The sequence below is a fragment of the Rhizobacter sp. P5_A1 genome (assembly GCF_056400745.1).
This window is the reverse complement of the sequence record NZ_JBFUKR010000006.1, coordinates 136167-159726: the sequence shown is the minus strand read 5'-3', so window position 1 is coordinate 159726 and position 23560 is coordinate 136167. Positions and strand designations below refer to the sequence as shown.

The window sequence follows — 23560 nt, the reverse complement described above, 5'->3', positions numbered from 1 at the left end:
TCTCCGGTCCGTTCACGCCCCTGCCCATGACCCCGAATCCACGCCAATCGCTGTTGCTCGACGAGGTGCGGGCACGCGGCTCGATGTCGGTCGAGGCGCTCGCCGAGCGGCTCGCGGTCACGCTGCAGACGGTGCGCCGCGACGTCAAGCTGCTCGCCGACGCGGGACTCCTCGCGCGCTTCCACGGCGGCGTGCGCGTGCCGAGCTCGACGACCGAGAACATCGAGTACCTGCAGCGCCAGCTGCTGAACGAGCACGCGAAGCAGCGCATCGCGCGCGCGGTCGCAGCGGCGGTTCCGGCGGGCTGCTCGCTGATCATCAACATCGGCACGACGACCGAGGCGATCGCACGCGAGCTGCTGCACCACCGCGGGCTGCGCGTGATCACGAACAACCTGAATGTCGCGGCGATCCTGTCGGGCAACCCGGAGTGCGAGGTCATCGTCGCCGGCGGCATCGTGCGCTCGCGCGACCGCGGTATCGTCGGCGAGCTGACGGTCGATTTCGTCCAGCAGTTCAAGGTCGACATCGGGCTGATCGGCATCTCGGGGATCGAGGCCGACGGCACCTTGCGCGACTTCGACTACCGCGAGGTGAAGGTCGCGCGGGCGATCATCGAGCACTCGCGCGAGGTCTGGGTCGCGGCCGATCACAGCAAGTTCAACCGGCCGGCGATGGTCGAACTGGCACGCTTCGACCAGATCGATATGCTGTTCACCGACGCGTCGCCGCCAGCGCCGTTTCCGGCGCTGCTCGCGCAGGCGGGCGTGAACTGTGTGACCTGCACCGAGGACAGTCCATGACGAATCGAAGCCCACGAACCCACTTGCTGGCGCTCGACCAAGGCACCTCGAGCTCGCGCAGCATCGTGTTCGATGCGCACGGGCGCATCGTCGCGATGGCGCAGCGCGAATTCCGCCAGATCTACCCGCGGCCGGGCTGGGTCGAGCACGACCCGAAGGAGATCTGGACCACGCAGCTCGCGACCGCGCGCGAGGCGCTCGCGAAGGCCGGCCTGACCGCCGCGCAGATCGCGTCGATCGGCATCACGAACCAGCGCGAGACGACGCTGCTGTGGAATCGCAAGACCGGTGAGCCCGTGTACAACGCGATCGTCTGGCAGGACCGGCGTGCCGAGCCGACCTGCGCGGCGCTGCGCGAGCGCGGGCTCGAGCCGACGTTTCGCGCGAAGACCGGGCTGATCGTCGACGCGTACTTCTCCGGCACGAAACTGAAGTGGTTGCTCGACCATGCGCCCGGCGCACGCGCCGCTGCGCAGCGCGGCGAGCTCGCGTTCGGTACCGTCGATTCGTGGCTGATGTGGATGTTGACCGGTGGCGGCAGCGACGCCACGCGCACGGGCTCTCTGCACGCGACCGATGTCACCAACGCATCGCGCACGATGCTGCTGAACGTGCACGACAACGCATGGGACGACGAACTGCTGGCGCTGCTCGACGTGCCGCGCGAGGTCTTGCCGTCGGTGCATCCGTCGAGCCACGAGTTCGGCAGCACGCGCGCCGAACTGTTCGGCGCGAGCGTGCCGATCGGCGGCGTCGCCGGCGATCAGCAAAGCGCGCTGTTCGGGCAGGCCTGCTTCAAGGCGGGCCTGGCGAAGAACACCTATGGCACCGGCTGCTTCATGCTGATGCACACCGGCGCACAGTTCCAGACCTCGACGAACGGCCTGATCACGACCAGTGCCGCGCAGCTGAACCTGAAGCCCCCACGGCGCGATGCGCCGGCCCCCCAGGGGGGCGTCACGCCGCCTTGGGGCGGCCCGGCGCCGGCGTGGATCCCCGAGTTCGCCCTCGAAGGCAGCGTGTTCATCGCCGGCGCGGTCGTGCAGTGGCTGCGCGACGGCCTGCGCGCGATCCAGGGCAGCGGCGAGGTCCAGTCGCTGGCCGAGAGCGTGCCCGACAGCGGCGGCGTGATGTTCGTGCCGGCCTTCACCGGCCTCGGCGCGCCGTACTGGAACGCCGACGCGCGCGGCGCGATCGTCGGCCTGACGCGCGGCAGCACGGTCGCGCACATCGCCCGCGCGGCGCTCGAGAGCATCGCGTTCCAGAGCGCCGCGCTCCTGAAGGCCATGAGCCGCGACGCGATGGCAGCCGGGGGCGTCACCGGAACCGCGCCCAGCGGCATCACCGAACTGCGCGTCGACGGCGGCGCTTGCGTCAACAACCTGCTGATGCAGTTCCAGGCCGATCTGCTCGGCATCCCGGTCGTGCGGCCGCAGGTGATCGAGACCACCGCGCTCGGCGCAGCCTACCTCGCCGGCTTGTCCTGCGGCCTGTACCGCGGGCTCGACGAGCTCGCGGCGCAGTGGAAGGTCGAGCGCACGTTTCACCCGACCCTGTCGCGCGAGCGCGCCGGCGAGCTGATGGCGAACTGGGAGCATGCGGTGCGCCAGACCGTCGCCGCCTGACGGCTGCTGACACAACGTTGTCAGGAGGGGTCGCGCAGCATCGCGGCTCCCAACAACCCAGCAGGAGTCATCCATGGAAAAGCGCAGCGCATTGAACTGGTTCGAGATCCCCGTCACCGACATGGCTCGCGCCCAGGCCTTCTACGAGAAGCTGCTCGCGACCTCGATCCGCCGCGAGGCGATGGGCGAGAACGAGCTCGGCGTGTTCGGCTACGACGAGGCGGGCGTCGGCGGCTGCCTGATCGCCGGCGCGACGGCACCGCGCCCGGCCGACCGCGGCACGATGGTCTACCTGAACGCCGGTGCGTCGCTCGACGCGGTGCTCGACCGCCTCGAGGCGGCCGGCGGCCTGCTCGCGAAGCACAAGGTCGAGCTGCCCGGCGAGATGGGCTGCTTCGCGCACATCATCGACACCGAAGGCAACCGGGTCGGCTTGCACGCGCTGCGCTGACCGGCATGCGCCGTGCCGAGCGCCTGTTCGAACTCGTCCAGCTGATTCGCGGCCGGCGCCTGAGCACGGCCGCGTTCCTGGCGCAGCGTCTCGAGGTGTCGGAGCGCACCGTCTACCGCGACGTGGCCGATCTGATGGCGCAGGGCGTGCCGATCGAGGGCGAGGCCGGCGTCGGCTACCGGATGAACACGGGTTTCGACCTGCCACCGCTGATGTTCACGAAAGACGAGGCGCAGGCGCTGGTCGCCTCGGTGCGGCTCGCGCAGTCGCGGCTCGATGTCGGCCTCGGGCGGCACGCCGAGGGCGCGCTGTCGAAGATCCTCGCGGTGCTGCCGCCGGCGGCGCGCGCGGCGGCCGAGAACCTGGCGGTCTACGCGCCGCCGTTCGGCCCCGATGTCGCGACGCGCCAGCGCCTCGAGACGCTGCGCGTCGCGGCCGAGACGCGCCACGCGGTGCAGCTGGCCTATCGGGATCTGAAGGAACAGCGCAGCGAGCGCGTCGTGCGGCCGCTCGGCTGCTTCTACTGGAGTTCGGTCTGGACCTTGGCGGCCTGGTGCCAGGCACGCGAGGGGTTTCGCAGCTTTCGCGTCGACCGCATCACCAGCCTGACGGTGCTCGACACGCGCTTTCGCGACGAGCCGGGCAAGACGCTGGCGGATCTGTTCCGCGCCGTCGAGGCCGAGCGCGCCGAGCGCGCCGAGCGCGACGGCAGCGCCTGAACGATCAGCGCTGCACGTGGGCCGGCACCGACGCGGCGTCGGGCATGCGCCCGGCCCAGCTGCGCTCCATCTCTTCGAACGCCGCGTGGTCGAGCTCGGTCACGTCGGGGCTGTCGGCGCTGTGATGGTGCTGCTGCGGGTTCGCGGCGAAGTCGGGCGCGGTGGTGCTGCCGGGGGTTTCCTGCGCAGCTTCGGACTTGCGGGTCTTGATCGTCACCGCCATGCGCGAGCGCAGCTCGGCCAGGCCCGCGGGCGTCCAGTCCCAGACCAGCCGCTCGAGCTGCGTCAGGGCCTTCGCGATCACGCGCACCGGCAGCGCCTCGACCGCGGCGTAGCCCTGGTTGCGCAGCGTGCGCTCGACCAGATCGAGGTGGCGCATCAGCTGGCGCGAGTCGGGGTGCTGCTGCATCAGCTGGTACAGGTCGCGCCGCATCTGGCGCACTCGCTGGCGTTGCGCTTCGCGGGCCTGCGAGCGCGCGCTGCGGGCCGGCGTGCCGAGGCCACCGCGCCGGACGCCGATCGGGCGCTGCAGGAACGCGCGCATCGTCTGCATCGAGCTGCCGAGTTGCGTTTTGAGGTCGTTGAGCATGTGGTCGTGCAGCAGAGTTCGTGGCTGCGAATTCTTCCAGCTGCGACCGTAGCGGACCACCTCGATCCACGGGAGTGCATATGTCTCGCCGCGCGCGTGCTGGGCCGCGCGGCGTGATGCTTGTCGCATCTGGACCAGGCGCTTCAGAGGCTGCCGCTGCTGCGCAGCTTCTCGAGCCGCAGCGCGAGGTGCTGCTGCAGTTCGCTCAGGCGGATGCGCAGGGCCTCGGCGTCGGCGGCATCGGGTGCGGCGGCGAGTTGTGCGCGCAGCGCGGCGATCTGCTGCATCGTCTCGACCTCGGGTGGCACGAAGCCGGCGTCCTTCAGCGCCTTGAAGGCCATGCGCAGTTCTTCCGGGGTCTGCGCGTAGCCGTCGGCGAGGTCGAGCGGCTTGCCCCAGCTCGGTGCCGCTTGCAACTCGCCGCTGCGCTGTGCGTCGCGCAAGCTCTGCGCAATCTGCTCGTCGATCGTGGCCATCTCGCTCCTCCTTCGTTCAGCCTGTGCGGCGCAGCCCGAGGCGACCGGCCCAATGCTCGGTCAGCGGCGTGCTCGGCTTGGCCAGGCGGCGCTCGTTGAGCAGCGCACGGCCGACCGACTTGTCCGTCGCGCGCGCGGCGGCGGCCAACAGCGTCTGGTCGATCAGGTCGCGCTGCGCCTGGCTGCCGCCGAAGCGGCTCGCGAGCGCGCGCACGGGGTACAGGGTCTCGATTGCGTCGTCGTAGCGGGCGTTCGCGAAGGCCAGCATCCCGCGCATCAGCGGGCCGCCGACATCGCGCGCGATAGCGCGGTTGCTGCCGCCGCTGCGCTCGGCGTGCATCGCGACCTGGCGCACCCAGGTCTGCGCGCGTCCGAGCTCGCCGGCGCCGATCAGCGCGATCAGCGCGTGCAGGTCGTTGAACGGGTAGAGGCCGGCGGCGTGATCGGACGTGTCCCAGCGCGCTGCGAGTGCGCCCCAGCGCGGCCCGACGTCGGTGCCGAGCAGGTGCAGCCGCCACAGCAGCGCCGAGGCGTCGAGGTGTTGCAGCGTGATCTGTGATTCGTCGCTGCGCAGGTGCGCGTCGAACAGGCGCAGCGCCTCGGCGCAATCCATTGCTTCGAGCGCGAACAGCGCCTGGTGCCAGCCGAGGTGCGCGCCGAAGCCGTTGCCCGCGGCCCAGTCGCCATGCCACTGCATCATCCACGCGGCGCCCTCGGGGTATCGGCCCTGCATCTCCATCACGTGCGCGACCGCGTGGATCGCCCACGGGACCTTCGCCGCGCCGGCGAGTGCACGCCGGCCGGTCTCTTCGGCCTGCGCATAGAGGCGGCACTCCTCGAGGCCGAACGCGTACTGGCCCAGCACGTAGGGATACAGCGCGTCACGCTCGTCCCATTCGGGCAGCACGCGCGCGACGCGCTGGCGCAGGTTGGCGGCATCGCCGCGGTAGAAATCGAACAGGTGTGCCCATTGCAGCGCGAGCGCATCGCGCGGTTGCTGCAGCAGCAGCGCCTCCCACTCGCGACAGGCACCGTGCCAGTCGCCGGCGAGCAGCGTGTGCAGCGCGACCAGGTGATCGCGCTCGCGGTGGTTCGCGCGCGGGATCATCGGCTCGGCGCGCTCGAGCAGCGCGCGCGCGCCGGGGGTCAGCGACGGTTCGGTCAGGCTCAGCAGGAAGCCGGCATGCATCAGCAGCGGCAGCGGCCAGTCGGGGTCGGCGGCATGGGCCGCGTTGAGCTCGTCGATCGGCGTGCCGTAGAACGACATCATCTGCCACAGCGCGCGCTCGGTCGCCGCCAGCGCCTCGGCCGAGCGCGTGCTGACGGCGTTGCCTCGCGGGTCGAGCAGGGGCGGCATGGTCAGCTGGGGCGCGGGGGTGGCGTCGGCCACGCGCGCTGCGGCGGGCGCAGCTGCTCGTACGCGCGGGCGACCTGCAGCACGCCGAGGTCGTCGAAACGCTGGCCGACGATCTGCAACCCGATCGGCAGGCCGCCGGCCGTGTAGCCGCAGTTGATGCTCGCGGCCGGCTGCTCGCTCATGTTGAACGGCAGCGTGAACGCGATGTGCTCGAACGGCGCCGCCGGGTCGTTGGTCGGGCCGGCATGCGCGGCCGGGAACGCCGGCATCGGCGCGGTCGGCGACAGCAGCATGTCGAACGGCCGGCAGGCGGCGACCGCCGCCTCGCGCATCGCGCCCATCATGCTGTAGCCGCGGAAGACGCGCTCGCCCGACAGCCCCGCGCCGCCGCGCGCCCATTCGGTGATGTAGGGCAGCACCTTGGCGCGGCGCGCCTCGGGCAGCGCGCTGATGTCGAGCCAGGAGCGGGTGCGCCAGAAGTCGTCGATGCCGTCGATCATCGCGCGCGTCATGAACGGCGCGATCTTTGTCACGATCGCACCGGCGGCCTCGAACGTGCGCGCCGCCGCTTCGATCGCGGCGCGCACCTCGGCCTGCGCGGGAAGGCCCCAGCCGGCGTCGAGCAGCAGCGCGATGCGCAGGCCCTTGAGGTCGCGGTCGAGCCGCTGCCACTCGATCGCCTGGTACGGCAGGCTCATCGTGTCGCGCGCGTCGGGCAGGCTCAAGGTCGCCATCAGCAGCGCCGAGTCGGCGACCGTGCGCGTCATCGGCCCGGCGACACGGCCGGCATACGGCGGGAAGATCGGAATGCGCCCGAGGCTAGGCTTCAGCGCGAAGATGCCGCACCAGCCGGCCGGCAGCCGCACCGAACCGCCGATGTCGGTGCCGATGTGCAGCGGGCCGTAGCCGGCCGCGGCGGCAGCGGCAGCACCGGCGCTGCTGCCGCCCGGGTTCAGGTTCAGGTCCCAGGGGTTGCGGGTCAGCGCATGAAAGCTCGACAGGCCGGACGACAGCATCCCGTAGTCCGGCATCGTCGTCTTGCCGAGGATCACCGCGCCGGCCTCACGCAGCCGCGCGGCCGGCGGCGCATCGGCCGCGGCCGGCACGAGCTCGGTCGCGGCGGTGCCGAGCGGCACCGGCACGCCGCGGGTCGCGATGTTCTCCTTGATCGTGACCGGTACGCCGTCGAGCGCGCCGAGCGGGGCGCCCCGTGCCCAGCGCGCCTGCGACGCCTCGGCCTGCGCCAGCGCCGCGTCGCCCTCGAGCGCGTAGGTCGCGTGCAGGTGCGGCTCCCAGGCGTGGATGTGCGCGAGCACGTCGCGCACGACCTCGACCGGCGACAGGGTTCGGTCGCGGTAGCCGGCGAGCAGCTCGACGGCGCCGAGATCCTGCAGCGAGCTCATGGCGAGGTCACCGCCCTGCCGGTCACTGCCACGACAGCGCCGCCAGATCGTTCGCGAAGATCGGCGAGCTGCTCCACAGGCCCTTCAGCTGCTTCTTGCCGACCGCGAACTGCGGCAGCTGGTACAGGTAGACGTTGACCGAATCGGTCGCGAGCTGGCGCTGGATGTCGCCGATCAGCTTCAGCCGGCCCTTCGGGTCGGTCGTGCCGTTGTACTTCGCGAACAGCTCGTTGAAGGCCTTCGAGTTGTAGCCCCAGTAGTAGGCCGGGTCGGCATAGCGGTCGAAATCGAGCGGTTCGGCGTGGCAGATCATCGTCAGGTCGAAATTGCCCTTGAACGGACCCGACAGCCACTGCGCCCACTCGACGTTCTCGATCTTCGCGATCACGCCGACCTTCGCGAGCTGCGCCGCGACGATCTCGCCGCCCTGGCGCGCGTACGGCGGCGGCGGCAAGGTCAAGGTCACGTTCAGCGGCGTCGCGACCCCCGCCTCCTTCAGCAGCGCCTTGGCCTTCTCGGGGTCGTACGGGTTCAGCGCGGTCAGGTCGACGTAGCCGGCGTCGGTCGGCACCATGTGGCTGCCGATCGGCTTCGCGAGGCCCTCCTGCGAGCCGTCGATGACGGCCTTGCGATCGATCGCCGCGGCCAGCGCGCGGCGCACGCGCAGGTCGTCGAAGGGCTTCTTCTTGTTGTTGATGCTGACGATGGTCTTGCACTCGGTGCCGCCGGGCGTGACCGCGAAGCGCGCGTCGCCCTGGAACTGCTTCAGGCTCTGCAGTGCGCCGAAGCGCGGCATCGCGTCGACGTCGCCGGCGAGCAGCGCCGCGACCTGCGCGGCCGGGTCGTTGATGAAGCGGAACGTGACCTTCTTCAGCCTGATCGTCGCCGGGCTGCGGTAGCCCTCGTTCTTCACCAGCGTGATCGCGGCGCCCTTGGCCCAGTTGTCGAACTTGAACGGCCCGGTGCCGATCGGCCTGGTCGCGGTGGTGGACGCGCTCTTCGGGTCGAGGATCACGGCCGTGTTCTCGCCCATGCGGAACAGGAAATTGCCGTCCGGCTGGTTCAGCACCACGATCACCGTGAACGGATCGGGCGTGTCGACGCGGCTGATGTTGTCGAACACCGCCTTCTTGGCCTTGTTGGTCGAGCCCGGCGCCTTCGCGCGCTCGAAGCTGAACTTCACGTCGCTGGCATCGAAGGCCTCGCCGTCGCTGAACTTCACGCCACGGCGCAGCTTGAAGGTGTAGCTCCGGCCGTCGGGATCGACGCTCCAGCTCTCGGCGAGCAGCGGCGCGATGCTGCCGTCCATGTTGACCTTCGTCAGGCCCTCGAGCACGTTGTAGTGCACGACCTCGCCGATCGCCGCGGCCGAGGCCATCGTCGGGTCGAGGCCTGGCGCCGGCTCGAGGATCATGCCGAGCACCGCGCTGTCCTTGGCCGTCTGCGCGTGAGCGGCGGGCGCCGTGAATGCGGCCGCGGCGGCGACTGACAGCAGCGCCAGCAGCGCGGTCGTGGCGGGGCGGGGGGTCGACTTCGTCATCAGCACACTCCTGGGGCGGGGATTCGTTCGTCTTCGGGCGGAATCGACTCTAGCGGAACGCGGCCGTGTCGGGGACGGCCGCGAGCAGGGTCCGGGTGTACGCGTGCGCCGGCCGCTGCAGCACCTGCTCGGTCGGGCCGTACTCGACGATCAGCCCCGCATGCATCACCGCGATGTCGTCGCAGACGTGGTCGACGACCGCGAGGTCGTGGCTGATGAACAGGTAGGTCACGCCGAACTGCTGCTGCAGGTCGGCCAGCAGGTTCAGCACCTGGGCCTGCACCGAGACGTCGAGCGCGCTGACCGGCTCGTCGGCGACGATCAGCTTCGGCCGCGTGATCAGCGCGCGCGCGATCGCGATGCGCTGGCGCTGGCCGCCGGAGAACTCGTGCGGGAACTTGTCGGCATCCGTCGCGCGCAGTCCGACCGCGTCGAGCGAGGCGGCGACGCGCGCGCGCGTGCCCGCCGCATCGACACCGATCAGCGGCTCGGCGACGATGCGCCCAACGCGCTGGCGCGGGTCGAGCGAGCCGTACGGATCCTGGAACACCATCTGGAAATCGCGCCGCGCGTCGCGCAGCTCGGCGTGCGACAGCGCATGCAGGTCGCGCCCGAGCAGCCGCACGCTGCCCGCGCTCGGCGCTTCGAGCGCCATCACCAGGCGCGCCAGCGTCGACTTGCCCGAGCCCGACTCGCCGACGATCCCGAGGCTGCGGCCGGCCTGCATCGCGAAGCTGACGCCGCGCAACGCCTCGACGACCGGCGCCGGCTCGAACAGGCGCTCGCGCGGCAGGCGGTAGCGCTTGACGACATCGCGCACCTCCAACAATGCGTCGCTCATTGGCGCAACTCCGGGTCGTCGACGCGGATGCAGCTTGCGGCATGCGCCGGGCCGACGACGATAGCGGGCGGCGGGGCTGCACGGCAGGCGTCGATGACCCACGCGCAGCGGTCGGCGAACGGGCAGCCGGCCGGCATGTCGACAAGCTCAGGCACGCGCCCCGGAATCGTCGCGAGGCGCGGCCGCCGGCCGTCGACCTTGGCGGCGCCCATCCGCGGCCGCGCCGCGAACAGGCCGCGCGTGTACGGATGCGCGAGGTGCGCGAAGACCTCGCGGGTCGGCCCCGATTCGACCACGGTGCCGCCGTACATCACCTGCAGCCGCGCGACGGTGCGAGCCATCACGCCCAGGTCGTGGCTGATCATCAGCAGCGCCATGCCGCTCTCGTCGACGAGCGTGCGGATCAGCTCGAGGATCTCGCGCTGGATCGTCACGTCCAGCGCGGTCGTCGGCTCGTCGGCGATCAGCAGATCCGGCCCGCAGGCCAGCGCCATTGCGATCGTCACGCGCTGGCGCTGCCCGCCCGAGAGCTGGTGCGGGTAGGCGTCCAGGCGCTGCGCGGCCTGCGGCAGGCGCACGCGCTCCAGCAGTCGCAGCGCCTCGGCGCGCGCGGCGCCGCGGGCCATGCCGCGGTGCAGCGTCAGCGGCTCGGCGATCTGCTCGCCGATCGTGTGCAGCGGGTTCAGCGCGGTCATCGGCTCCTGGAAGACCATCCCGATGCGGTCGCCGCGCAGCGCGCACATCGCGTCGTCGTCGAGGCCGACGAGCTCCCGGCCGCCGAGCCGGATGCTGCCGCTGACCTGCGCGCCGGCCGGCAGCAGGCCCATGATCGCCATCGCCGTCATCGACTTGCCGCAGCCGCTTTCGCCGATCAGCCCGAGCGTTGCGCCGCGGTCGAGCCGCAGGTCGATGCCGCGCAGCGCGTCGGCCGGGCCGCGCGCGGTGTTCAGCGTGACCCGAAGATCGGTGACGTCCAGGAGCGGCGCGGGGGTCAGCACCGCTTCATTGTGCCGTGCTGCCATCGTCGTCAGCGCTGCCGCGCGAGCCGCGGATCGAGCAGGTCGCGCAGCCCGTCGCCCATCAGGTTCAGCCCGAGCACCGACAGCACGATCGCCAGCCCCGGCCAGACCGCGAGCAGCCACGACTGGTACATCAGGTTCTGCCCTTCGTTGAGCATGCGGCCCCAGCTCGGCATCGGCGGCTGCGTGCCCAGGCCCAGGTAGCTCAGCGCCGCCTCGGCCAGGATCGCGACGGCGAACTGGATCGTCGCCTGCACGATCAGCGCCGCGGCGATGTTCGGCAGCACGTGGCGCCAGGTGATGCTCCACGCGCCCTTGCCGCAGGCGCGCGCCGCGAGCACGAACTCGCGCGACCAGACGCTGTTCGCCGCGGCGCGCGTGATGCGCGCGAACACCGGCACGTTGAAGATGCCGATCGCGACGATCGCGGTCGTCAGCCCCGGACCGTAGACGGCGGTCAGCATGATCGCCGAGAGCAGCGCCGGGAACGCGAACGCAAAGTCGGAGAAGCGCATCACCAGCTCCTCGACCCAGCCGCGCCGCGCCGCCGCGAGCAGCCCGAGCGCGACACCGAACACGATGCCGATGCCGACCGCGATCAGCCCGACCGCGATCGAGTTGCGGCTGCCGACGATCAGCAGCGAGACGATGTCGCGGCCCAGGCTGTCGGTGCCGAGCCAGTGCGCGGCCGACGGCGGCCGCAGCTTGTTCGGGATGTCGAGGTCGGCGAACGAGTAGGGCGTCCAGACGAACGACAGCAGCGCGGTCGCGACCAGCAGCGCGACCAGCACGCCGCCGAGAAGAAAGCTCCTGTGGCGCACGGCGCGCTGCCAGAAGCTCACGACGCGTGCACCTTCAGCCGCGGATCGATCACCGCGTACAGCACGTCGACGATGAAGTTGATCACGATCACCGCGGCGGCCAGCAGCATCACGACGTTCTGCACGACGAGCAGGTCGCGGTTCGAGATCGCCTGGAAGATCAGCCGCCCCAGGCCCGGCAGCGAGAACACGTTCTCGACCACGATCGTGCCGGTCAGCAGGCTCGCGAACTGCAGCCCCATCACCGTCAGCACCGGCACGAAGGCGTTGCGCAGCACGTGGCGCCACAGCACCTGGCGCCGGTTCAGGCCTTTCGCGCGCGCGGTGCGGACGAAGTCTTCGCCGAGCACGTCGAGCACCGCCGAGCGCGTGATGCGCGTCAGGATCGCGGCCTGCACGACCGCCAGCGCGACGGCCGGCAGGATCAGCGCCTTGAACGCCTGCCACGGGTCGTCGGCCCAGCCCGGGAAGCCGCCGGCCGAGAACCACTGCAGCTTCACCGCGAACACCAGGATCAGCAGGATCGCGAACCAGAAGTTCGGGATCGCGATGCCGAGCTGGCTGAGGCCCATCACGCCGACATCGCCGAGCCGGTTGTGGCGCGACGCGGCATAGATGCCCAGCGTCAGCGCGATCAGCGTCGTCAGCGTCATCGCCATCAGCGCCAGCGGCGCGGTCACCGCGAGGCGCTCGCCGATCAGCTGCGTGACCGGCGCTTCGTAGGCGACGCTGGTGCCGAGCTCGCCGGTCAGCAGGCCGGCGATCCAGCGCGCATAGCGCACGGCGGCGGGCTGGTCCAGGCCGAGCTTCACCGACAGCGCCTGCACAGCCTCCGGCGAGGCCGACTCGCCGAGCATCACCTGCGCGGCATTGCCCGGCAGCACGCCCTGGACCGCGAAGATCACGATCGACGCGGCCAGCAGCGTCGCGACGAAGGTCGCGCAGCGCTTCAGGAGAAAGATGCTCATGCCAATATCATGGCCGATAACCGGGCAGGCGCTCTTTGCGCCGGGGAGGACCGATGCTGTTCCGTCGCCGCGAGGTCTGGCTGCCGACGCTGTGGGGTGCGCTGCTGCTGCTCGTGGTCGCTGCGGTAGCGGGGCTCGCGCTCGGCCGCTCGGCGTATGCGCTGCTCGCACCCGAATCGCCGGCCCGCGGGCCGGACGGCCGCGGCGCGCGCACGCTGATCGTCGAAGGCTGGCTCGACGGCAGCGAGCTGCAGCAGGCGGTCGCCGCGGCGCGGCGCGGCCGCTACGAGCGCGTGCTGACGGCCGGCGGGCCGATCGACCCGCTCCTCGACGCGGGCGGCTGGAAGAACTACGCGCTGCGCAGCGCCGACCGCCTGCGCGCGGCCGGCCTGACCGAGGTGCCGATCATCGCGGTGCCGGCACCCGCGTCGGCACAGGACCGCAGCTACCTCAGCGCGGTGATGGTGCGCGAGTGGGCGAAGGGCGAGGGCCTCGCGCTCGACGCCGTCGACCTGTATTCGGCCGGCGCGCACGCGCGCCGCTCTTGGCTGGTGTACCGGATGGCGTTCGGCGAGCGGGTCGAGGTCGGCGTGCTCGCGGCGCGGCCGCACGAGTACGACGCGCAGCGCTGGTGGACGAGCAGCGCCGGCGCGAAGACGACGCTCGGCGAGCTGCTGAGCCTGGCCTGGACAAAGTGCTGCTTCTGGCCCGGCCCACCCGGTTCGCACGAGGAGCGCTGGGCGGTTCCTCCGGCGCCGTAGCGCCTGTCACGCGCTCAGCTCAGCGCCTCGTCGAGTGCCTCGATCCAGTGCTTCACCGGCGTCGTCGTGCCGGTCTGCAGGTGCTGGATGCAGCCGATGTTCGCCGAGACGATCGCCTGCGCCTCGAGCGGCGCGAGGTTCGCGAGCTTGCGGTCGCGCAGCGCGTACGCGAGCTCCGGCTGCAGCACCGAGTAGGTGCCGGCCGAGCCGCAGCACAGGTGGCTCTCGTTCGGCGCGAGCCGCACGTCGAAACCGAGCGCGCGCAGGTGGGTCTCGACGCCGCCGCGCAGCTGCTGGCCGTGCTGCAAGGTGCACGGCGGGTGGAACGCGAGCTGGCTGGCGGTGTTGCGCAGCCGGACCTTGTTCTTCAGCCGCGGCACCAGGTCGGGCAGCAGCTCGCTCAGGTCGCGCGTCAGCGCGCTGATGCGCTGCGCCTTCTCGGCATAGGCCGGATCGTGCGCGAGTGCGTGGCCGTAGTCCTTCACGGTCACGCCGCAGCCCGACGCGTTCATCACGATCGCCTCGATGCCGGCGATCGACCCTGGCCCGCCGGAGATCAGCGGCCACCACGCGTCGACATTGCGGCGCATGTCGTCGCGCCCGCCCTCGGTGTCGTTCAGGTGCGTGCGGATCGCGCCACAGCAGCCGGCCTCGTCGGCGACGATGGTCTGGATGCCGGCCGCGTCGAGCACGCGCGCGGTCGCGCTGTTGATGTTCGGCAGCATCGATGGCTGCACGCAGCCCATCAGCATCAGCACCTTGCGCGGGTGCTCGCGCGTCGGCCATTGGTGCGCGCGCGCGCCGGAGCGCGCCGGCACCTTCGACCGAAGCGCCGCAGGCACCAGGGGTCGCAGCGCCTGGCCGAGCTTCATCGCCGGCGCGAACGCGGGCGAGGTCAGGCCTTCCTTCAAGAGCCAGCGCGTCGCCTTCTCGCGCGCCGGTCGTTCGACCCGGTCGTCGACGATCGGCCGCACGATCTCGATCAGCGCGCCGTACTGCACGCCCGACGGGCAGGTGCTCTCGCAGTTGCGACAGGTCAGGCAGCGGTCGAGGTGCAGCTGCGTGCTGCGCGTGACCTCCGCGCCTTCGAGCACCTGCTTCATCAGATAGATGCGGCCGCGCGGGCCGTCGAGCTCGTCGCCGAGCAGCTGGTAGGTCGGGCAGGTCGCGGTGCAGAAGCCGCAGTGCACGCACTTGCGCAGGATCGCCTCGGCCGCGCTGCCTTCGGGCGTGTCCTTGAACGGGGGTGCGAGTTTGGTTTGCATCGAGGTCGGCGCGGTCAGGATCACAGGTCGGGGTACAGGCGACCGGGGTTGAAGAGGCCCGCCGGGTCGAACGATTTCTTCAGTTCGCGGTGGATGCGATCGAGCGGCGAGCGCAGCGGCGCGAAGGCGCCGGCCGACTTGTCGCGCGCCGCGAAAAGGGTGGCGTGGCCGCCGACCTGCGCCGCCGCGTCGCGCACCGCGGACGCCGGCAGCGCGCTGCACAACCAACGCTGCGCGCCGCCCCACTCGATCATCAATTCGCCCGTCAGGGCGAGCGGCGGTGCGACCTGCGGCACCGACAGGCGCCACAGCGCGGCGCCGTTCGCGACCGCGGCGTGCGCGGCGCTGAAGAATTCGTCGGTGTGATCGCGCAGGCCCTCCCAGAACGGGCCGGCGAACTCGGGCTGGACGACATCGCCGCCGAGCCGCACGCGCGCCGCCTGCACCGCGGCAAGCGCGCCGCGCAGGCGCAGGATCAGGTTGCCGTCCCACCAGGCACTGGCGTTCAGCGGGATCGGCTGTCCGCCCCAGTCGTTCAGCTTCGAGAGCGCCTCGGCCTGGTCCATCTCCATGCGCAGGGTCACGGTCGCCGGCGCGACCGGCATCACCTTCAGCGAGACCTCGAGGATCAGACCGAGCGTGCCGAGCGAGCCGGCCAGCAGCCGCGAGACGTCGTAGCCGGCGACGTTCTTCATCACCTGGCCGCCGAAGCTCAGCACCTCGCCGCGGCCGTTCAGCATCGTCGCGCCGAGCACGTAGTCGCGCACCGAGCCGACGGCCGCGCGCGACGGGCCCGACAGGCCGGCCGCAACCATGCCGCCGACCGTCGCGCCGCGGTGGCGCGCGCTGAGCGCCGCAGCGCCGAAGTGCGGCGGCTCGAACGGCAGGCACTGGCCGCGGGTCGCGAGCAGCGCCTCGAGCTCGGCCAGCGAGGTGCCGCAGCGCGTCGTGACAACGAGCTCGGTCGGCTCGTAGCTCGAGGTGCCTTCGAGCACCCGGGTGTCGAGCAGCTCGCCTTGCGGCGGCTCGCCGTAGAAGTCCTTGGTGCCGCCGCCGCGGATGCACAGCTGCGCGCCGGCCGCGCGGGCGGATTGCACTCGGTCGATCAGGAGTTGCAGTGCCGGGTCGTTGGGGCTCATTCGGGGACGCCGGTCAGAAACGCGGGATGTCGGCGAACGGCAGCAGCCCGCGCCGCACGTGCATCTTGCCGTACTCGGCGCAGCGCGCGAGCGACGGGATCGCCTTGCCGGGGTTCAGCAGTTCCTTCGGATCGAACGCGCGCTTCAGCGCCAGCATCTGCTCGCGCTCCTCGGGCGCGAACTGCACGCACATCGCCGAGAGCTTCTCGATGCCCACGCCGTGCTCGCCCGAGACCGTGCCGCCCATCGCGACGCTCGATTCGAGGATGTCGGCGCCGAACAGCTCGCAGCGGTGCAGCTGGTCGGCATCGTTCGCATCGAACATGATCAGCGGGTGCAGGTTGCCGTCGCCGGCATGGAACACGTTCGCACAGCGCAGCCCGTACTTCTTCTCCATGCCCTCGATCGCGAGCAGGATGTCGGCCAGGCGCTTGCGCGGGATCGTCGAATCCATGCACATGTAGTCGGGGCTCAGCCGGCCGGTGGCCGGAAACGCGTTCTTGCGGCCGCTCCAGAACTTCAGGCGCTGTGCCTCGTCGGCGCTGACCTCGATGCGGGTCGCGCCGCTGCTGTCGAGCACCGCTTCCATGCGGCTGATCTCCTCGCTCACTTCTTCGGGCGTGCCGTCGCTCTCGCAGAGCAGGATCGCGGCGGCATCGAGGTCGTAGCCGGCGTGCACGTAATCCTCGACCGCGGCGGTCATCGGCTTGTCCATCATCTCGAGGCCGGCCGGGATGATGCCGGCGGCGATCACCGCGGCGACCGCGTCGCCGGCCTTTCGGATGTCGTCGAAGCTGGCCATGATGCAGCGCGCGAGCTGCGGCTTCGGCACCAGCTTGACGGTGACTTCGAGCGCGACCGCGAGCATGCCTTCGCTGCCGACGAGGATCGTCATCAGGTCGAGCCCGGCGCAGTCGAGTGCCTCGGAGCCGAACTCGACGGCCGAGCCGTCGATCATGAAGCCGCGCACGCGCAGCACGTTGTGCAAGGTCAGCCCGTACTTCAGGCAGTGCACGCCGCCGGAGTTCTCGGCGACGTTGCCGCCGATCGTGCAGGCGATCTGGCTGCTCGGGTCGGGTGCGTAGTACAGGCCGAACGGCGCGGCTGCTTCGCTGATCGCGAGGTTGCGTACGCCGCACTGGACCAGCGCGGTGCGCGCGACCGCGTCGATCTTCAGGATCTGGTTGAACTTGGCCAGGCTCAAGGTCACGCCGAGCCGATGCGGCATGGCGCCACCCGACAGGCCGGTCCCGGCGCCGCGCGCGACCACCGGCACGTTCAGGCGATGGCACTCGCGCAGCACCGCGGCGACCTGCGCCTCGGTTTCGGGCAGCGCGACGACCAGTGGCTGCTCGCGATAGGCCGTCAGGCCGTCGCACTCGTAGGGGACCGTGTCCTCACGGCGCCAGAGCAGCGCGTGGGCCGGCAGCACCGCGGCCAGCGCGGCGACGACCTCGTTCTGGCGCTGCGCGCGGTCGCTGGTCTCGATCGCGAGGGTGTCGGGCAAGGGGGCGTTCATCGGCGGCAAGCGGAGTGGGTGTTCATTGGGTAACTTCCGCGCTGCGCCCCGCGCAACACCGTGCTCATCGCGCAGCCTCGCTGCGCCGGAACACCGTCAGCACGCCGGTGTAGCCGTACAAGTGGCGGCGCGCAATCTCGCCGGCCGCGAAGAAGCCGACCAGCGGCACGTCGCCGAGCGCATGCCGGACGATCGCGAGTTCGGCCGATGGCGCGCCGAAGTGCGCGCCGCCACGCCCCGAGCAGCTGACGTAGATCGCGCCGGCGATGCCGGACGCCGCGGCGCCGCCGGGGTCGCCCGCATGCGCTTCCTTCAGCGCCAGCGCCGCCGGCAGCGGCAGGTTCTCGGGCTCGACCTCCTCGCGCAGCTCGGCGCAGATGCGCATCAGGTCGCGCCGCGCCGCTTCGACATGGCGGCTGCAGAACGCGAGCTGCTGGCCGACCTCGGCGGTGTCGGCGATCGCGATGCCGCGCCGGCCCGGATCGAGCCCGATCAGATGGCGCACGCGCGTGTCGGCGCCGAACGCGCCGCGGCGCACGATCGCGTCGAACGCGCTGCGGGTCGAGGCGTCCTCGTCGGCGCTGTCGCCGTGCGTGTCGATCACGCCGGCGTCGACCGCAGCGTCGGTCAGCCCGACCAGTACCTGGCGCAGCTTCGGCAGCGCCGCACGCGGCTCGACGCCGTCGAGGCCGATGTCGCGCAGCAGGCAATCGAGCGCCGGCTCGCCGTCGAGTGCGGTGACCACGTTGCGTTCGGCCGCGCTGACGATGCGCTGCGGCCCGACCGGCTGGCAGCCCTGCGTGACGCGCGAGACCAGCGCCACGCTGCGGTCGAACGCCACGCCGGACAGGCCGCCCGCCAGCACGCCGCCGGCGATCTGCAGCTGCCGCGACGGCGCCGACGCGAGCCCGCCGAACAGGTAGCCGGTGGCGGTGCGCGCGCTCATGTCGTGGATCAGCTCGGCGAGGTCGGCGGTGCCCGGATCCGCGTGCACGTTTGCGGTGTGCGCCGCGAATCCGCCGAGCGGGCGCGCGCCCGAAAACACGCGGAAGTGCTCGGTCGCGAGGTCGGTCAGCATCAGCGCCAGCGCCGGCTCGTCGAAGTATTCGACGCCGGCGGCGGCGATGCCGACGCCGCTCGCGCCGACCCATTCGACGCCCGGCCAGCGCCGCTGCAGCTCGACGAGCAGCGCCTGCGCATGCGGCGCATAGGCGTCGGTCAGGTAGACCCAGCCGAGCGTCGGCGCCGCGGCGGCGCCGGGCGCGTGGCGCTGCGCGTCGATCTGGGCGGCGGCGAGCGCGAGCGCCATGCGCCAGTCGGGGTGCGTCGCGTGGCCGTGCAGGAAGCGGTTCATCTGGCGGCTATTGTCGGACGCGCCGCGACGCCTCGCGCACCGCGCTCAAGAATGACTCCTATGCGCGCGCGCCGTCACCGGCGCGGCGCTGCGTTGGTGGGCGCCGCCTTCTTCGCGGCGGGCTTGCGCTTGGCCGCGGCGCGCGGCTTCTTCTTCGCGGCGGGGGCGGCGCCGGCCGGGTCCAGCGACTTCTTCACCGCGGCGCCGGCGAGCTGGCGCGCCGCATCGGCCCCGGTGTCCTTCATCGCGGTGGTCGCGAGTTCGGTGAACTGCTTGGTCAGCGCGCCCCACCATTGCAGCGGGTCGACGACGCCCGGCGCGGGTGCGGCCACGGTGGGCGGCGCCGCGGCCGCCTCCGGTTCGGGCTCGGGTTCCGGCACCGGCGCCGGCACGGGCGCGGCGGCGGGCGCGGGCGGCATCCGGATCTGCAGCGATTCGCGCAGCCCGTCCATCTGCACGTTCATCGTCTTCAGCGTCGACAGCGTCATGCGCTGCACCTCGAGCGCCTGGATCGTCGCGCCGAGCATGCGCGCGTTCTGCTCGAGCCAGAACTGCACCGTGCGCAGCTCCTCGATGCGCTTCTCGAGCTCGGCCGGATCGATCGTCGGCGCGACCCACTGGCCGATGCCGGGCAGCGCCGCGCCGGCGTTCTTCACCAGGCCCTGCAGGAAATCGAAGCCCGGCACGAGCTTCGCGAAGGCGGATGGGTCGGTCATGGCGTGGGCTCCGGCGGCTGGTTGGAGGGGGCGATCGGTTCGACACGATACCCGCGCCGGGCCAGCAGCGCCGGCAACCCGCGCGGCCCGATCATGTGCAGGCTGCCGACCGCGGCGAACACGCGCTTGCCGCTCAGGTGCAGCGCGTCGATGCTCGCGGCGAGGCCGGGGTTGCGATCGTCGAGCATGCGCTTCATGTCGGCACGGTCGGCGGCGGTCTTCAGGCAGTCGCACCAGGATTCGTAGGTCGAGAAGCTGCGCCAGTCGCCGTCGGCCCAGAGCTGCGCGACCCGCAGCAGCAAGGGCCGGGCACGATCGCCTTCGATGTCGTCGAGCGCGCTGGCGACGGCCGAGATCGTTTCGGCCGCGCTGCCGGGGACCTGCATCGCCTTCAGCTGGAGCTCGGGCGTTTCGAGCGACACGACGGCCAGTTTCTCGCCGTGGCCGCGCGCGGCAAGCACGTTGTCGATGCCGTACGCGCTGTCGAGCCCGTCGCGGCGCACCGTCAGGCTGGTCAGCCATGCGGTGGCGAGATAGGGCGGCAGGATCTCGAGCAGTTCCGGCGCCATGCACTCGGCCGCCGCCGCGCGTTGCAGGCGTTCGCGCAGCGCGTACGGCAGCGCGGCGACGGTGGGGAACGGCGTGCCCGCGGGAATGGCCGTCATGCCCTGCAGTGTGCGGCGCTGCATCTCGGGGTCGAGGTTGTCGATCTCCAGCGCGATCGTGTCGCTGGCCCGCAGCGCGGCGTCGACGCGCGGGCCCGGTGCGACCCAGCCGAGCCGGCCGACGTGGACCGTGCCGTACAGCCACGAGCTGCGGCCGCCCTTGTCGATGCGCCACAGGAAGCCGTGGTCGCGTGCATCGCGCGCGGCGGCCTGGATCTGCTCGGGTGTGGCGGGCGGGGCCGGCGGCGGGCACGCGGCCGGCTGGGCGCGTGCGGCCCCGCACAGCAGCGCCGCGAACAGTGCGGCCCAAGCGACGCGGGAGGGTCTTTTCATCGTGGGCCGGAGTGTGCGCCGCGCCAGGGCCGTTCAGCCCGGGTCGCCGAGCTCGATGCGCAGCACCGAATCGCGCTGCTGCCAGTGCAGCCTGCCGAGCACGTCCATCCCGAGCAGCGGGTAGTCGCCGAGCCGCGGCAGCGCGACGATCGACAGCCGCTGCACCTGCACGCCGCCCTGCAGTTCGATGTCGGCGCGCACGATCTGCCCGGTGACGACGCCGCCGGCGGTGTTCGAGCGCACCGTGTCGAGCGCCTCGAGCTTCAGCTCGCGGGCGAGCGCGGCGGGGATCGCGGTGCCGGTCGCGCCGGTGTCGATCAGGAACTCGACCGCGCGGCCGTTGATGCGCCCCGGCCAGTGGTAGTGGCCGTCGGTGCTCCGGCGAATCTCGAGCGTGCCCCCGCTGACCTGAAAGCTCGTCTGCTGCGCGCGGTGCTGCCACCACTGTATGCCGACGAACACCGCAGCGCCGACCAGCAGCCAGACGGTGATCAGCTTCAGGCTGCGCGGGAGATCGTCGTGCATGGAGCGCAGCGGACCGGTCAGGCCAGCGCCACGACCTTCTGCTCGATCGCCCCGAACACGCTGGCGCCGTCGAGCCCCTTCATGTCGATCCGGATCGTGTCGCCGAACTGCATGAACTCGGTCTTCGGCGCGCCGCCTTCGATGGTCTCGATCGCGCGCTTCTCGGCGATGCACGCGTAGCCGCGCGACCAATCCTTGTTGCTGACGGTGCCGCTGCCGACGATGCTGCCGGCGCGCACGTTGCGCGTCTTGCAGAGGTGCGCGATCAGCTGGCCGAAGTGGAAGGTCATCTCCGGGCCGGCATCGGTCAGGCCGACGCGCTTGCCGTTCCAGACGGTTTCCAGGTTCAGGTGCACGCGGCCGCCGTGCCAGGCGTGCAGCAGCTCGTCGGGCGTGGCCGCGACCGGGCTGAAGGCGGTCGCGGGCTTGCTCTGCACGAAGCCGAAGCCCTTCGCGAGCTCGGCGGGGATCAGGTGGCGCAGGCTCACGTCGTTCGCGAGCAGCAGCAGCCGGACGGCGTCGACCGCGGCATCGGGGGTCGTGCCGATCGCGACATCGCCGGTGATCACCGCGATCTCGGCCTCGAAGTCGATGCCGTGCTCGGTGCTGACGCAGACGATGTCGTCGCAAGGCCCGAGCAGGTCGTCGCTCCCGCCCTGGTACATCAGCGGGTCGGTGTAGAAGCTCTCCGGCACCTCGGCGCCGCGCGCCTTGCGCACCAGTTCGACATGGTTGATGTAGGCCGAGCCGTCGGCCCACTGGCAGGCGCGCGGCAGCGGCGCCATGCACTTCGCGGGGTCGAACGCGAACGCGTGGCGCGCCTTGCCGTGGTTCAGCGTCTGCGACAGTTCCTCGAGCTGCGGCGAAAGAAAGTTCCAGTCGTCCAGCACCTGCTGCAAGCGGGTGGCAACGCCACTGGCATAGTGCGCGAGTGTCAGGTCGCGCGAGACGACGACGAGTTGCCCGTCACGTGAACCGTCTTTGTAGGTCGCAAGCTTCATGGATGTCCGGTGCGGGAAAAGGTTTTCGGGGAACGCCATTGTCGATGCATGACCTCGATCCCGATGCGCCGAATCGCCGCGCCGGCCGTCACCACCGCCGGATGGCGCTCGGCGTGCTGAGCGTCGCGGCCCTGCTGCTGCACGCGGCGGCCTTCAGCGGGCTGGAATGGGCCTGGCCGCAGACCGAGGCGCCGGTGCTGCCGGCGCCGATGCACGCCGCGGCGGTCGAGCTCGCGCCGACGCTCGTCGAGCGGCCGCTGGCCGTGCCTGTTTCGGTCGATCCCGTCGAGCCCAAGGCGCGGGTGCCCCACGAGGCGACGCGTGCTGCGAAGCCACCGGCGCCGCGCGCCGAAACGCGGGCGCAGGTCGCCGCGGCAACGCCGGTCGACGCGCCTGTGGCGGCGCCGGTGCAACCGGCACTGAATGCGGTCGCGCCCCGTCCGCCGGAGACCGTGGCGGTGGCGACGCCCGATGAAAACACGATCCCGCACTACCGCACCCAGCTGCCGCCGGCCGCGCTGCTGCGCTACGAGATGCAGCGCGGCGTGCTGCGCGGCACCGGCGACCTGTCCTGGCGACCGCAGGGCGATCGCTACGAATTGAAACTCGAGGCGAAGGTCAGCGGCCTGGCCGTGTTGACGCAGGTCAGCAGCGGCGGCTTCGACGCCGCGGGCATCGCGCCGCTGCGCTTCACCGACCAGCGCCTGCGGCGCGGCACGACCGCCGCGAACTTTCAGCGTGCGGCCGACAAGATCAGCTACTCCGGTGCGCCGGACGAGTTCGCGCTGCGTGCCGGCGCGCAGGATCGGCTCAGCTGGATGATGCAGCTCGCTGCCATCGTCGCCGCCGAGCCGCAACTGGCGACGCCGGGCGCGAAGGTCGTGATGTACGTGACCGGCTCGCGCGGCGATGCCGGCGTCTGGTCGTTCCGCTGCATCGGCCCCGAGGCGGTCGCCGCACGCGGCGGCACGATCGACGCGATCAAGTTCATGCGCGAGCCGCGCGAACCCTACGACACGACCGTGCAGGTCTGGCTCGACCCGGCGCAGCACGATCTGCCGGTGCGCGCAACGCAGAAGTCCGGCCCGAACGACGAGGGTTACGAGTTGCGACTGCTCGAGATCCTCGCATTGAACTGATCCCGACCCCCCGGACCGAAGGGGGAAGCGTTATCCCTGTCGGCCACTGGCTTGAAATTTGCGTTGCGAGACTTAGCTAGGCGTCAGGTCGTCGAACCGGAGGATCCCTCTCAATGCAGATGCTCTACAACTCCGACAGCTATGCCGTGGTGCTCTTCGATGTCGCCGCCGCAGTGGCGCCCGGCGCCGCGCCTGTCGTGGCCGATGCCCCCGAACCGCTGAGCCACGGCGGCTACGAGATCGTCGACAAGTTCGCCCGCAAGGAGATCTTCCTGCAGGGCGTGATGGCGCAGAGCTTCAAGGAGGGTGTCGAGGCGCTGATCGAGACGCAGCCGTCCGAGGAAGAGATCGACGACTACATCGGGCGCTTCACGTCGCTGATGCAGCAGCCCGTCATCCTGCACTAGAACGCGCCGGTCATGCCCGCGCGGGCCGCTTCTGCGCCGCCCACCCGAATCCGCCACCTGCGTTAAGGTCTGCGGTGTCGAGTGCGATCCCCGGGGCTTGCCCCAGCTTGCACTCTGCGCCAAG

The 23560-nt window shown here is 71.3% G+C and carries 24 protein-coding genes; 7 read left to right on the top strand and 17 right to left on the bottom strand.

What is annotated here, in order from left to right; genetic code table 11:
* Positions 1–26: 26 nt before the first annotated feature.
* From AC1DTW_RS08760 to AC1DTW_RS08745, 4 genes are all read left to right on the top strand, one after another.
* Complete coding sequence (locus AC1DTW_RS08760) at positions 27–803, top strand: DeoR/GlpR family DNA-binding transcription regulator (protein ID WP_477980652.1); 777 nt, start codon at positions 27–29, stop codon at positions 801–803.
* Entirely contained in the window at positions 800–2428 is a 1629-nt protein-coding gene (gene glpK, locus AC1DTW_RS08755; RefSeq protein ID WP_477980651.1) for a glycerol kinase GlpK, read from the top strand. Before AC1DTW_RS08760 ends, glpK begins: the two co-directional genes overlap by 4 nt.
* A gap of 73 nt (positions 2429–2501) precedes the next feature.
* Positions 2502–2879: a VOC family protein gene (locus tag AC1DTW_RS08750; protein WP_477980650.1), complete on the top strand. Its 378-nt coding sequence runs from the start codon at positions 2502–2504 to the stop codon at positions 2877–2879.
* Between the two features lie 5 nt (positions 2880–2884).
* Positions 2885–3598 carry a helix-turn-helix transcriptional regulator gene (locus tag AC1DTW_RS08745; RefSeq protein WP_477980649.1) on the top strand — a complete coding sequence of 238 codons (714 nt, stop codon included), beginning with the start codon at positions 2885–2887 and terminating at the stop codon, positions 3596–3598.
* Positions 3599–3602: 4 nt separating this feature from the next.
* Here AC1DTW_RS08745 and AC1DTW_RS08740 read toward each other — a convergent pair whose 3' ends face one another.
* The 9 genes from AC1DTW_RS08740 to AC1DTW_RS08700 all read right to left on the bottom strand — a co-directional run bounded on the left by AC1DTW_RS08740 (position 3603) and on the right by AC1DTW_RS08700 (position 12612).
* Positions 3603–4187: a hypothetical protein gene (locus AC1DTW_RS08740; RefSeq protein WP_477980648.1), complete on the bottom strand. Its 585-nt coding sequence runs from the start codon at positions 4185–4187 to the stop codon at positions 3603–3605.
* Positions 4188–4330: 143 nt separating this feature from the next.
* Positions 4331–4663, bottom strand: a complete 333-nt coding sequence (locus tag AC1DTW_RS08735) for a DnaJ family domain-containing protein (RefSeq protein WP_477980647.1) — start codon at positions 4661–4663, stop codon at positions 4331–4333.
* A gap of 16 nt (positions 4664–4679) precedes the next feature.
* Positions 4680–6020 (bottom strand): tetratricopeptide repeat protein, encoded by a 1341-nt coding sequence (locus AC1DTW_RS08730; RefSeq protein ID WP_477980646.1) that lies wholly within the window; start codon positions 6018–6020, stop codon positions 4680–4682.
* 2 nt (positions 6021–6022) lie between these two features.
* Complete coding sequence (locus AC1DTW_RS08725; RefSeq protein WP_477980645.1) at positions 6023–7423, bottom strand: amidase; 1401 nt, start codon at positions 7421–7423, stop codon at positions 6023–6025.
* A gap of 22 nt (positions 7424–7445) precedes the next feature.
* Positions 7446–8963, bottom strand: coding sequence for an ABC transporter substrate-binding protein (locus AC1DTW_RS08720; protein WP_477980644.1), 1518 nt, complete (start codon positions 8961–8963; stop codon positions 7446–7448).
* Positions 8964–9012: 49 nt separating this feature from the next.
* The gene (locus tag AC1DTW_RS08715) at positions 9013–9804 is read right to left on the bottom strand and encodes an ATP-binding cassette domain-containing protein (protein WP_477980643.1); all 792 of its coding nucleotides are present in this window, start codon (positions 9802–9804) and stop codon (positions 9013–9015) included.
* The gene (locus tag AC1DTW_RS08710; RefSeq protein ID WP_477980642.1) at positions 9801–10826 is read right to left on the bottom strand and encodes an ABC transporter ATP-binding protein; all 1026 of its coding nucleotides are present in this window, start codon (positions 10824–10826) and stop codon (positions 9801–9803) included. Before AC1DTW_RS08710 ends, AC1DTW_RS08715 begins: the two co-directional genes overlap by 4 nt.
* A gap of 5 nt (positions 10827–10831) precedes the next feature.
* Positions 10832–11665, bottom strand: a complete 834-nt coding sequence (locus AC1DTW_RS08705) for an ABC transporter permease (protein ID WP_477980641.1) — start codon at positions 11663–11665, stop codon at positions 10832–10834.
* On the bottom strand, positions 11662–12612 hold the full coding sequence (locus AC1DTW_RS08700) for an ABC transporter permease (RefSeq protein WP_477980640.1): 951 nt from the start codon (positions 12610–12612) through the stop codon (positions 11662–11664). The genes AC1DTW_RS08705 and AC1DTW_RS08700 overlap by 4 nt, the downstream gene beginning before the upstream one ends.
* A gap of 53 nt (positions 12613–12665) precedes the next feature.
* On the opposite strand from AC1DTW_RS08700, the gene AC1DTW_RS08695 reads away from it, so the two are divergent.
* Positions 12666–13373, top strand: a complete 708-nt coding sequence (locus AC1DTW_RS08695; RefSeq protein ID WP_477980639.1) for a hypothetical protein — start codon at positions 12666–12668, stop codon at positions 13371–13373.
* Positions 13374–13387: 14 nt separating this feature from the next.
* On the opposite strand, the gene glcF is transcribed toward AC1DTW_RS08695, so the two are convergent.
* From glcF to AC1DTW_RS08655, 8 genes are all read right to left on the bottom strand, one after another.
* The gene (gene glcF / locus AC1DTW_RS08690) at positions 13388–14638 is read right to left on the bottom strand and encodes a glycolate oxidase subunit GlcF (RefSeq protein WP_477980638.1); all 1251 of its coding nucleotides are present in this window, start codon (positions 14636–14638) and stop codon (positions 13388–13390) included.
* Positions 14639–14658: 20 nt separating this feature from the next.
* Positions 14659–15777: a glycolate oxidase subunit GlcE gene (glcE, locus tag AC1DTW_RS08685; RefSeq protein ID WP_477980637.1), complete on the bottom strand. Its 1119-nt coding sequence runs from the start codon at positions 15775–15777 to the stop codon at positions 14659–14661.
* 13 nt (positions 15778–15790) lie between these two features.
* Positions 15791–17296, bottom strand: a complete 1506-nt coding sequence (locus AC1DTW_RS08680) for an FAD-linked oxidase C-terminal domain-containing protein (RefSeq protein WP_477980636.1) — start codon at positions 17294–17296, stop codon at positions 15791–15793.
* 64 nt (positions 17297–17360) lie between these two features.
* Positions 17361–18650, bottom strand: coding sequence for an FIST signal transduction protein (locus AC1DTW_RS08675; RefSeq protein WP_477980635.1), 1290 nt, complete (start codon positions 18648–18650; stop codon positions 17361–17363).
* 74 nt (positions 18651–18724) lie between these two features.
* Positions 18725–19366 (bottom strand): PhaM family polyhydroxyalkanoate granule multifunctional regulatory protein, encoded by a 642-nt coding sequence (locus AC1DTW_RS08670; RefSeq protein ID WP_477980634.1) that lies wholly within the window; start codon positions 19364–19366, stop codon positions 18725–18727.
* Positions 19363–20364, bottom strand: a complete 1002-nt coding sequence (locus AC1DTW_RS08665; RefSeq protein ID WP_477980632.1) for a TraB/GumN family protein — start codon at positions 20362–20364, stop codon at positions 19363–19365. Before AC1DTW_RS08665 ends, AC1DTW_RS08670 begins: the two co-directional genes overlap by 4 nt.
* A 33-nt stretch (positions 20365–20397) precedes the next feature.
* Positions 20398–20889 carry a retropepsin-like aspartic protease family protein gene (locus AC1DTW_RS08660; protein WP_477980631.1) on the bottom strand — a complete coding sequence of 164 codons (492 nt, stop codon included), beginning with the start codon at positions 20887–20889 and terminating at the stop codon, positions 20398–20400.
* A gap of 17 nt (positions 20890–20906) precedes the next feature.
* On the bottom strand, positions 20907–21890 hold the full coding sequence (locus tag AC1DTW_RS08655) for a fumarylacetoacetate hydrolase family protein (protein ID WP_477980630.1): 984 nt from the start codon (positions 21888–21890) through the stop codon (positions 20907–20909).
* A 44-nt stretch (positions 21891–21934) separates the two neighbouring features.
* Here AC1DTW_RS08655 and AC1DTW_RS08650 point away from each other — a divergent pair, with 44 nt between their 5' ends.
* Entirely contained in the window at positions 21935–23029 is a 1095-nt protein-coding gene (locus AC1DTW_RS08650; RefSeq protein WP_477980629.1) for a DUF3108 domain-containing protein, read from the top strand.
* A gap of 113 nt (positions 23030–23142) precedes the next feature.
* A complete protein-coding gene (locus tag AC1DTW_RS08645) occupies positions 23143–23436 on the top strand; it encodes a BTH_I0359 family protein (protein ID WP_477980628.1) in 294 nt (97 codons plus the stop codon).
* Positions 23437–23560: the final 124 nt, after the last annotated feature.

Excerpts from the sequence above, each read along its gene's own strand:
- AC1DTW_RS08760 (WP_477980652.1), top strand. The coding sequence starts at position 27 with ATGACCCCGAATCCACGCCAATCGCTGTTGCTCGACGAGGTGCGGGCA.
- glpK (WP_477980651.1), top strand. The coding sequence starts at position 800 with ATGACGAATCGAAGCCCACGAACCCACTTGCTGGCGCTCGACCAAGGC.
- AC1DTW_RS08750 (WP_477980650.1), top strand. The coding sequence starts at position 2,502 with ATGGAAAAGCGCAGCGCATTGAACTGGTTCGAGATCCCCGTCACCGAC.
- AC1DTW_RS08745 (WP_477980649.1), top strand. The coding sequence starts at position 2,885 with ATGCGCCGTGCCGAGCGCCTGTTCGAACTCGTCCAGCTGATTCGCGGC.
- AC1DTW_RS08740 (WP_477980648.1), bottom strand. The coding sequence starts at position 4,187 with ATGCTCAACGACCTCAAAACGCAACTCGGCAGCTCGATGCAGACGATG.
- AC1DTW_RS08735 (WP_477980647.1), bottom strand. The coding sequence starts at position 4,663 with ATGGCCACGATCGACGAGCAGATTGCGCAGAGCTTGCGCGACGCACAG.
- AC1DTW_RS08730 (WP_477980646.1), bottom strand. The coding sequence starts at position 6,020 with ATGCCGCCCCTGCTCGACCCGCGAGGCAACGCCGTCAGCACGCGCTCG.
- AC1DTW_RS08725 (WP_477980645.1), bottom strand. The coding sequence starts at position 7,423 with ATGAGCTCGCTGCAGGATCTCGGCGCCGTCGAGCTGCTCGCCGGCTAC.
- AC1DTW_RS08720 (WP_477980644.1), bottom strand. The coding sequence starts at position 8,963 with ATGACGAAGTCGACCCCCCGCCCCGCCACGACCGCGCTGCTGGCGCTG.
- AC1DTW_RS08715 (WP_477980643.1), bottom strand. The coding sequence starts at position 9,804 with ATGAGCGACGCATTGTTGGAGGTGCGCGATGTCGTCAAGCGCTACCGC.
- AC1DTW_RS08710 (WP_477980642.1), bottom strand. The coding sequence starts at position 10,826 with ATGGCAGCACGGCACAATGAAGCGGTGCTGACCCCCGCGCCGCTCCTG.
- AC1DTW_RS08700 (WP_477980640.1), bottom strand. The coding sequence starts at position 12,612 with ATGAGCATCTTTCTCCTGAAGCGCTGCGCGACCTTCGTCGCGACGCTG.
- AC1DTW_RS08695 (WP_477980639.1), top strand. The coding sequence starts at position 12,666 with ATGCTGTTCCGTCGCCGCGAGGTCTGGCTGCCGACGCTGTGGGGTGCG.
- glcF (WP_477980638.1), bottom strand. The coding sequence starts at position 14,638 with ATGCAAACCAAACTCGCACCCCCGTTCAAGGACACGCCCGAAGGCAGC.
- glcE (WP_477980637.1), bottom strand. The coding sequence starts at position 15,777 with ATGAGCCCCAACGACCCGGCACTGCAACTCCTGATCGACCGAGTGCAA.
- AC1DTW_RS08680 (WP_477980636.1), bottom strand. The coding sequence starts at position 17,296 with ATGAACGCCCCCTTGCCCGACACCCTCGCGATCGAGACCAGCGACCGC.
- AC1DTW_RS08675 (WP_477980635.1), bottom strand. The coding sequence starts at position 18,650 with ATGAACCGCTTCCTGCACGGCCACGCGACGCACCCCGACTGGCGCATG.
- AC1DTW_RS08670 (WP_477980634.1), bottom strand. The coding sequence starts at position 19,366 with ATGACCGACCCATCCGCCTTCGCGAAGCTCGTGCCGGGCTTCGATTTC.
- AC1DTW_RS08665 (WP_477980632.1), bottom strand. The coding sequence starts at position 20,364 with ATGAAAAGACCCTCCCGCGTCGCTTGGGCCGCACTGTTCGCGGCGCTG.
- AC1DTW_RS08660 (WP_477980631.1), bottom strand. The coding sequence starts at position 20,889 with ATGCACGACGATCTCCCGCGCAGCCTGAAGCTGATCACCGTCTGGCTG.
- AC1DTW_RS08655 (WP_477980630.1), bottom strand. The coding sequence starts at position 21,890 with ATGAAGCTTGCGACCTACAAAGACGGTTCACGTGACGGGCAACTCGTC.
- AC1DTW_RS08650 (WP_477980629.1), top strand. The coding sequence starts at position 21,935 with ATGCATGACCTCGATCCCGATGCGCCGAATCGCCGCGCCGGCCGTCAC.
- AC1DTW_RS08645 (WP_477980628.1), top strand. The coding sequence starts at position 23,143 with ATGCAGATGCTCTACAACTCCGACAGCTATGCCGTGGTGCTCTTCGAT.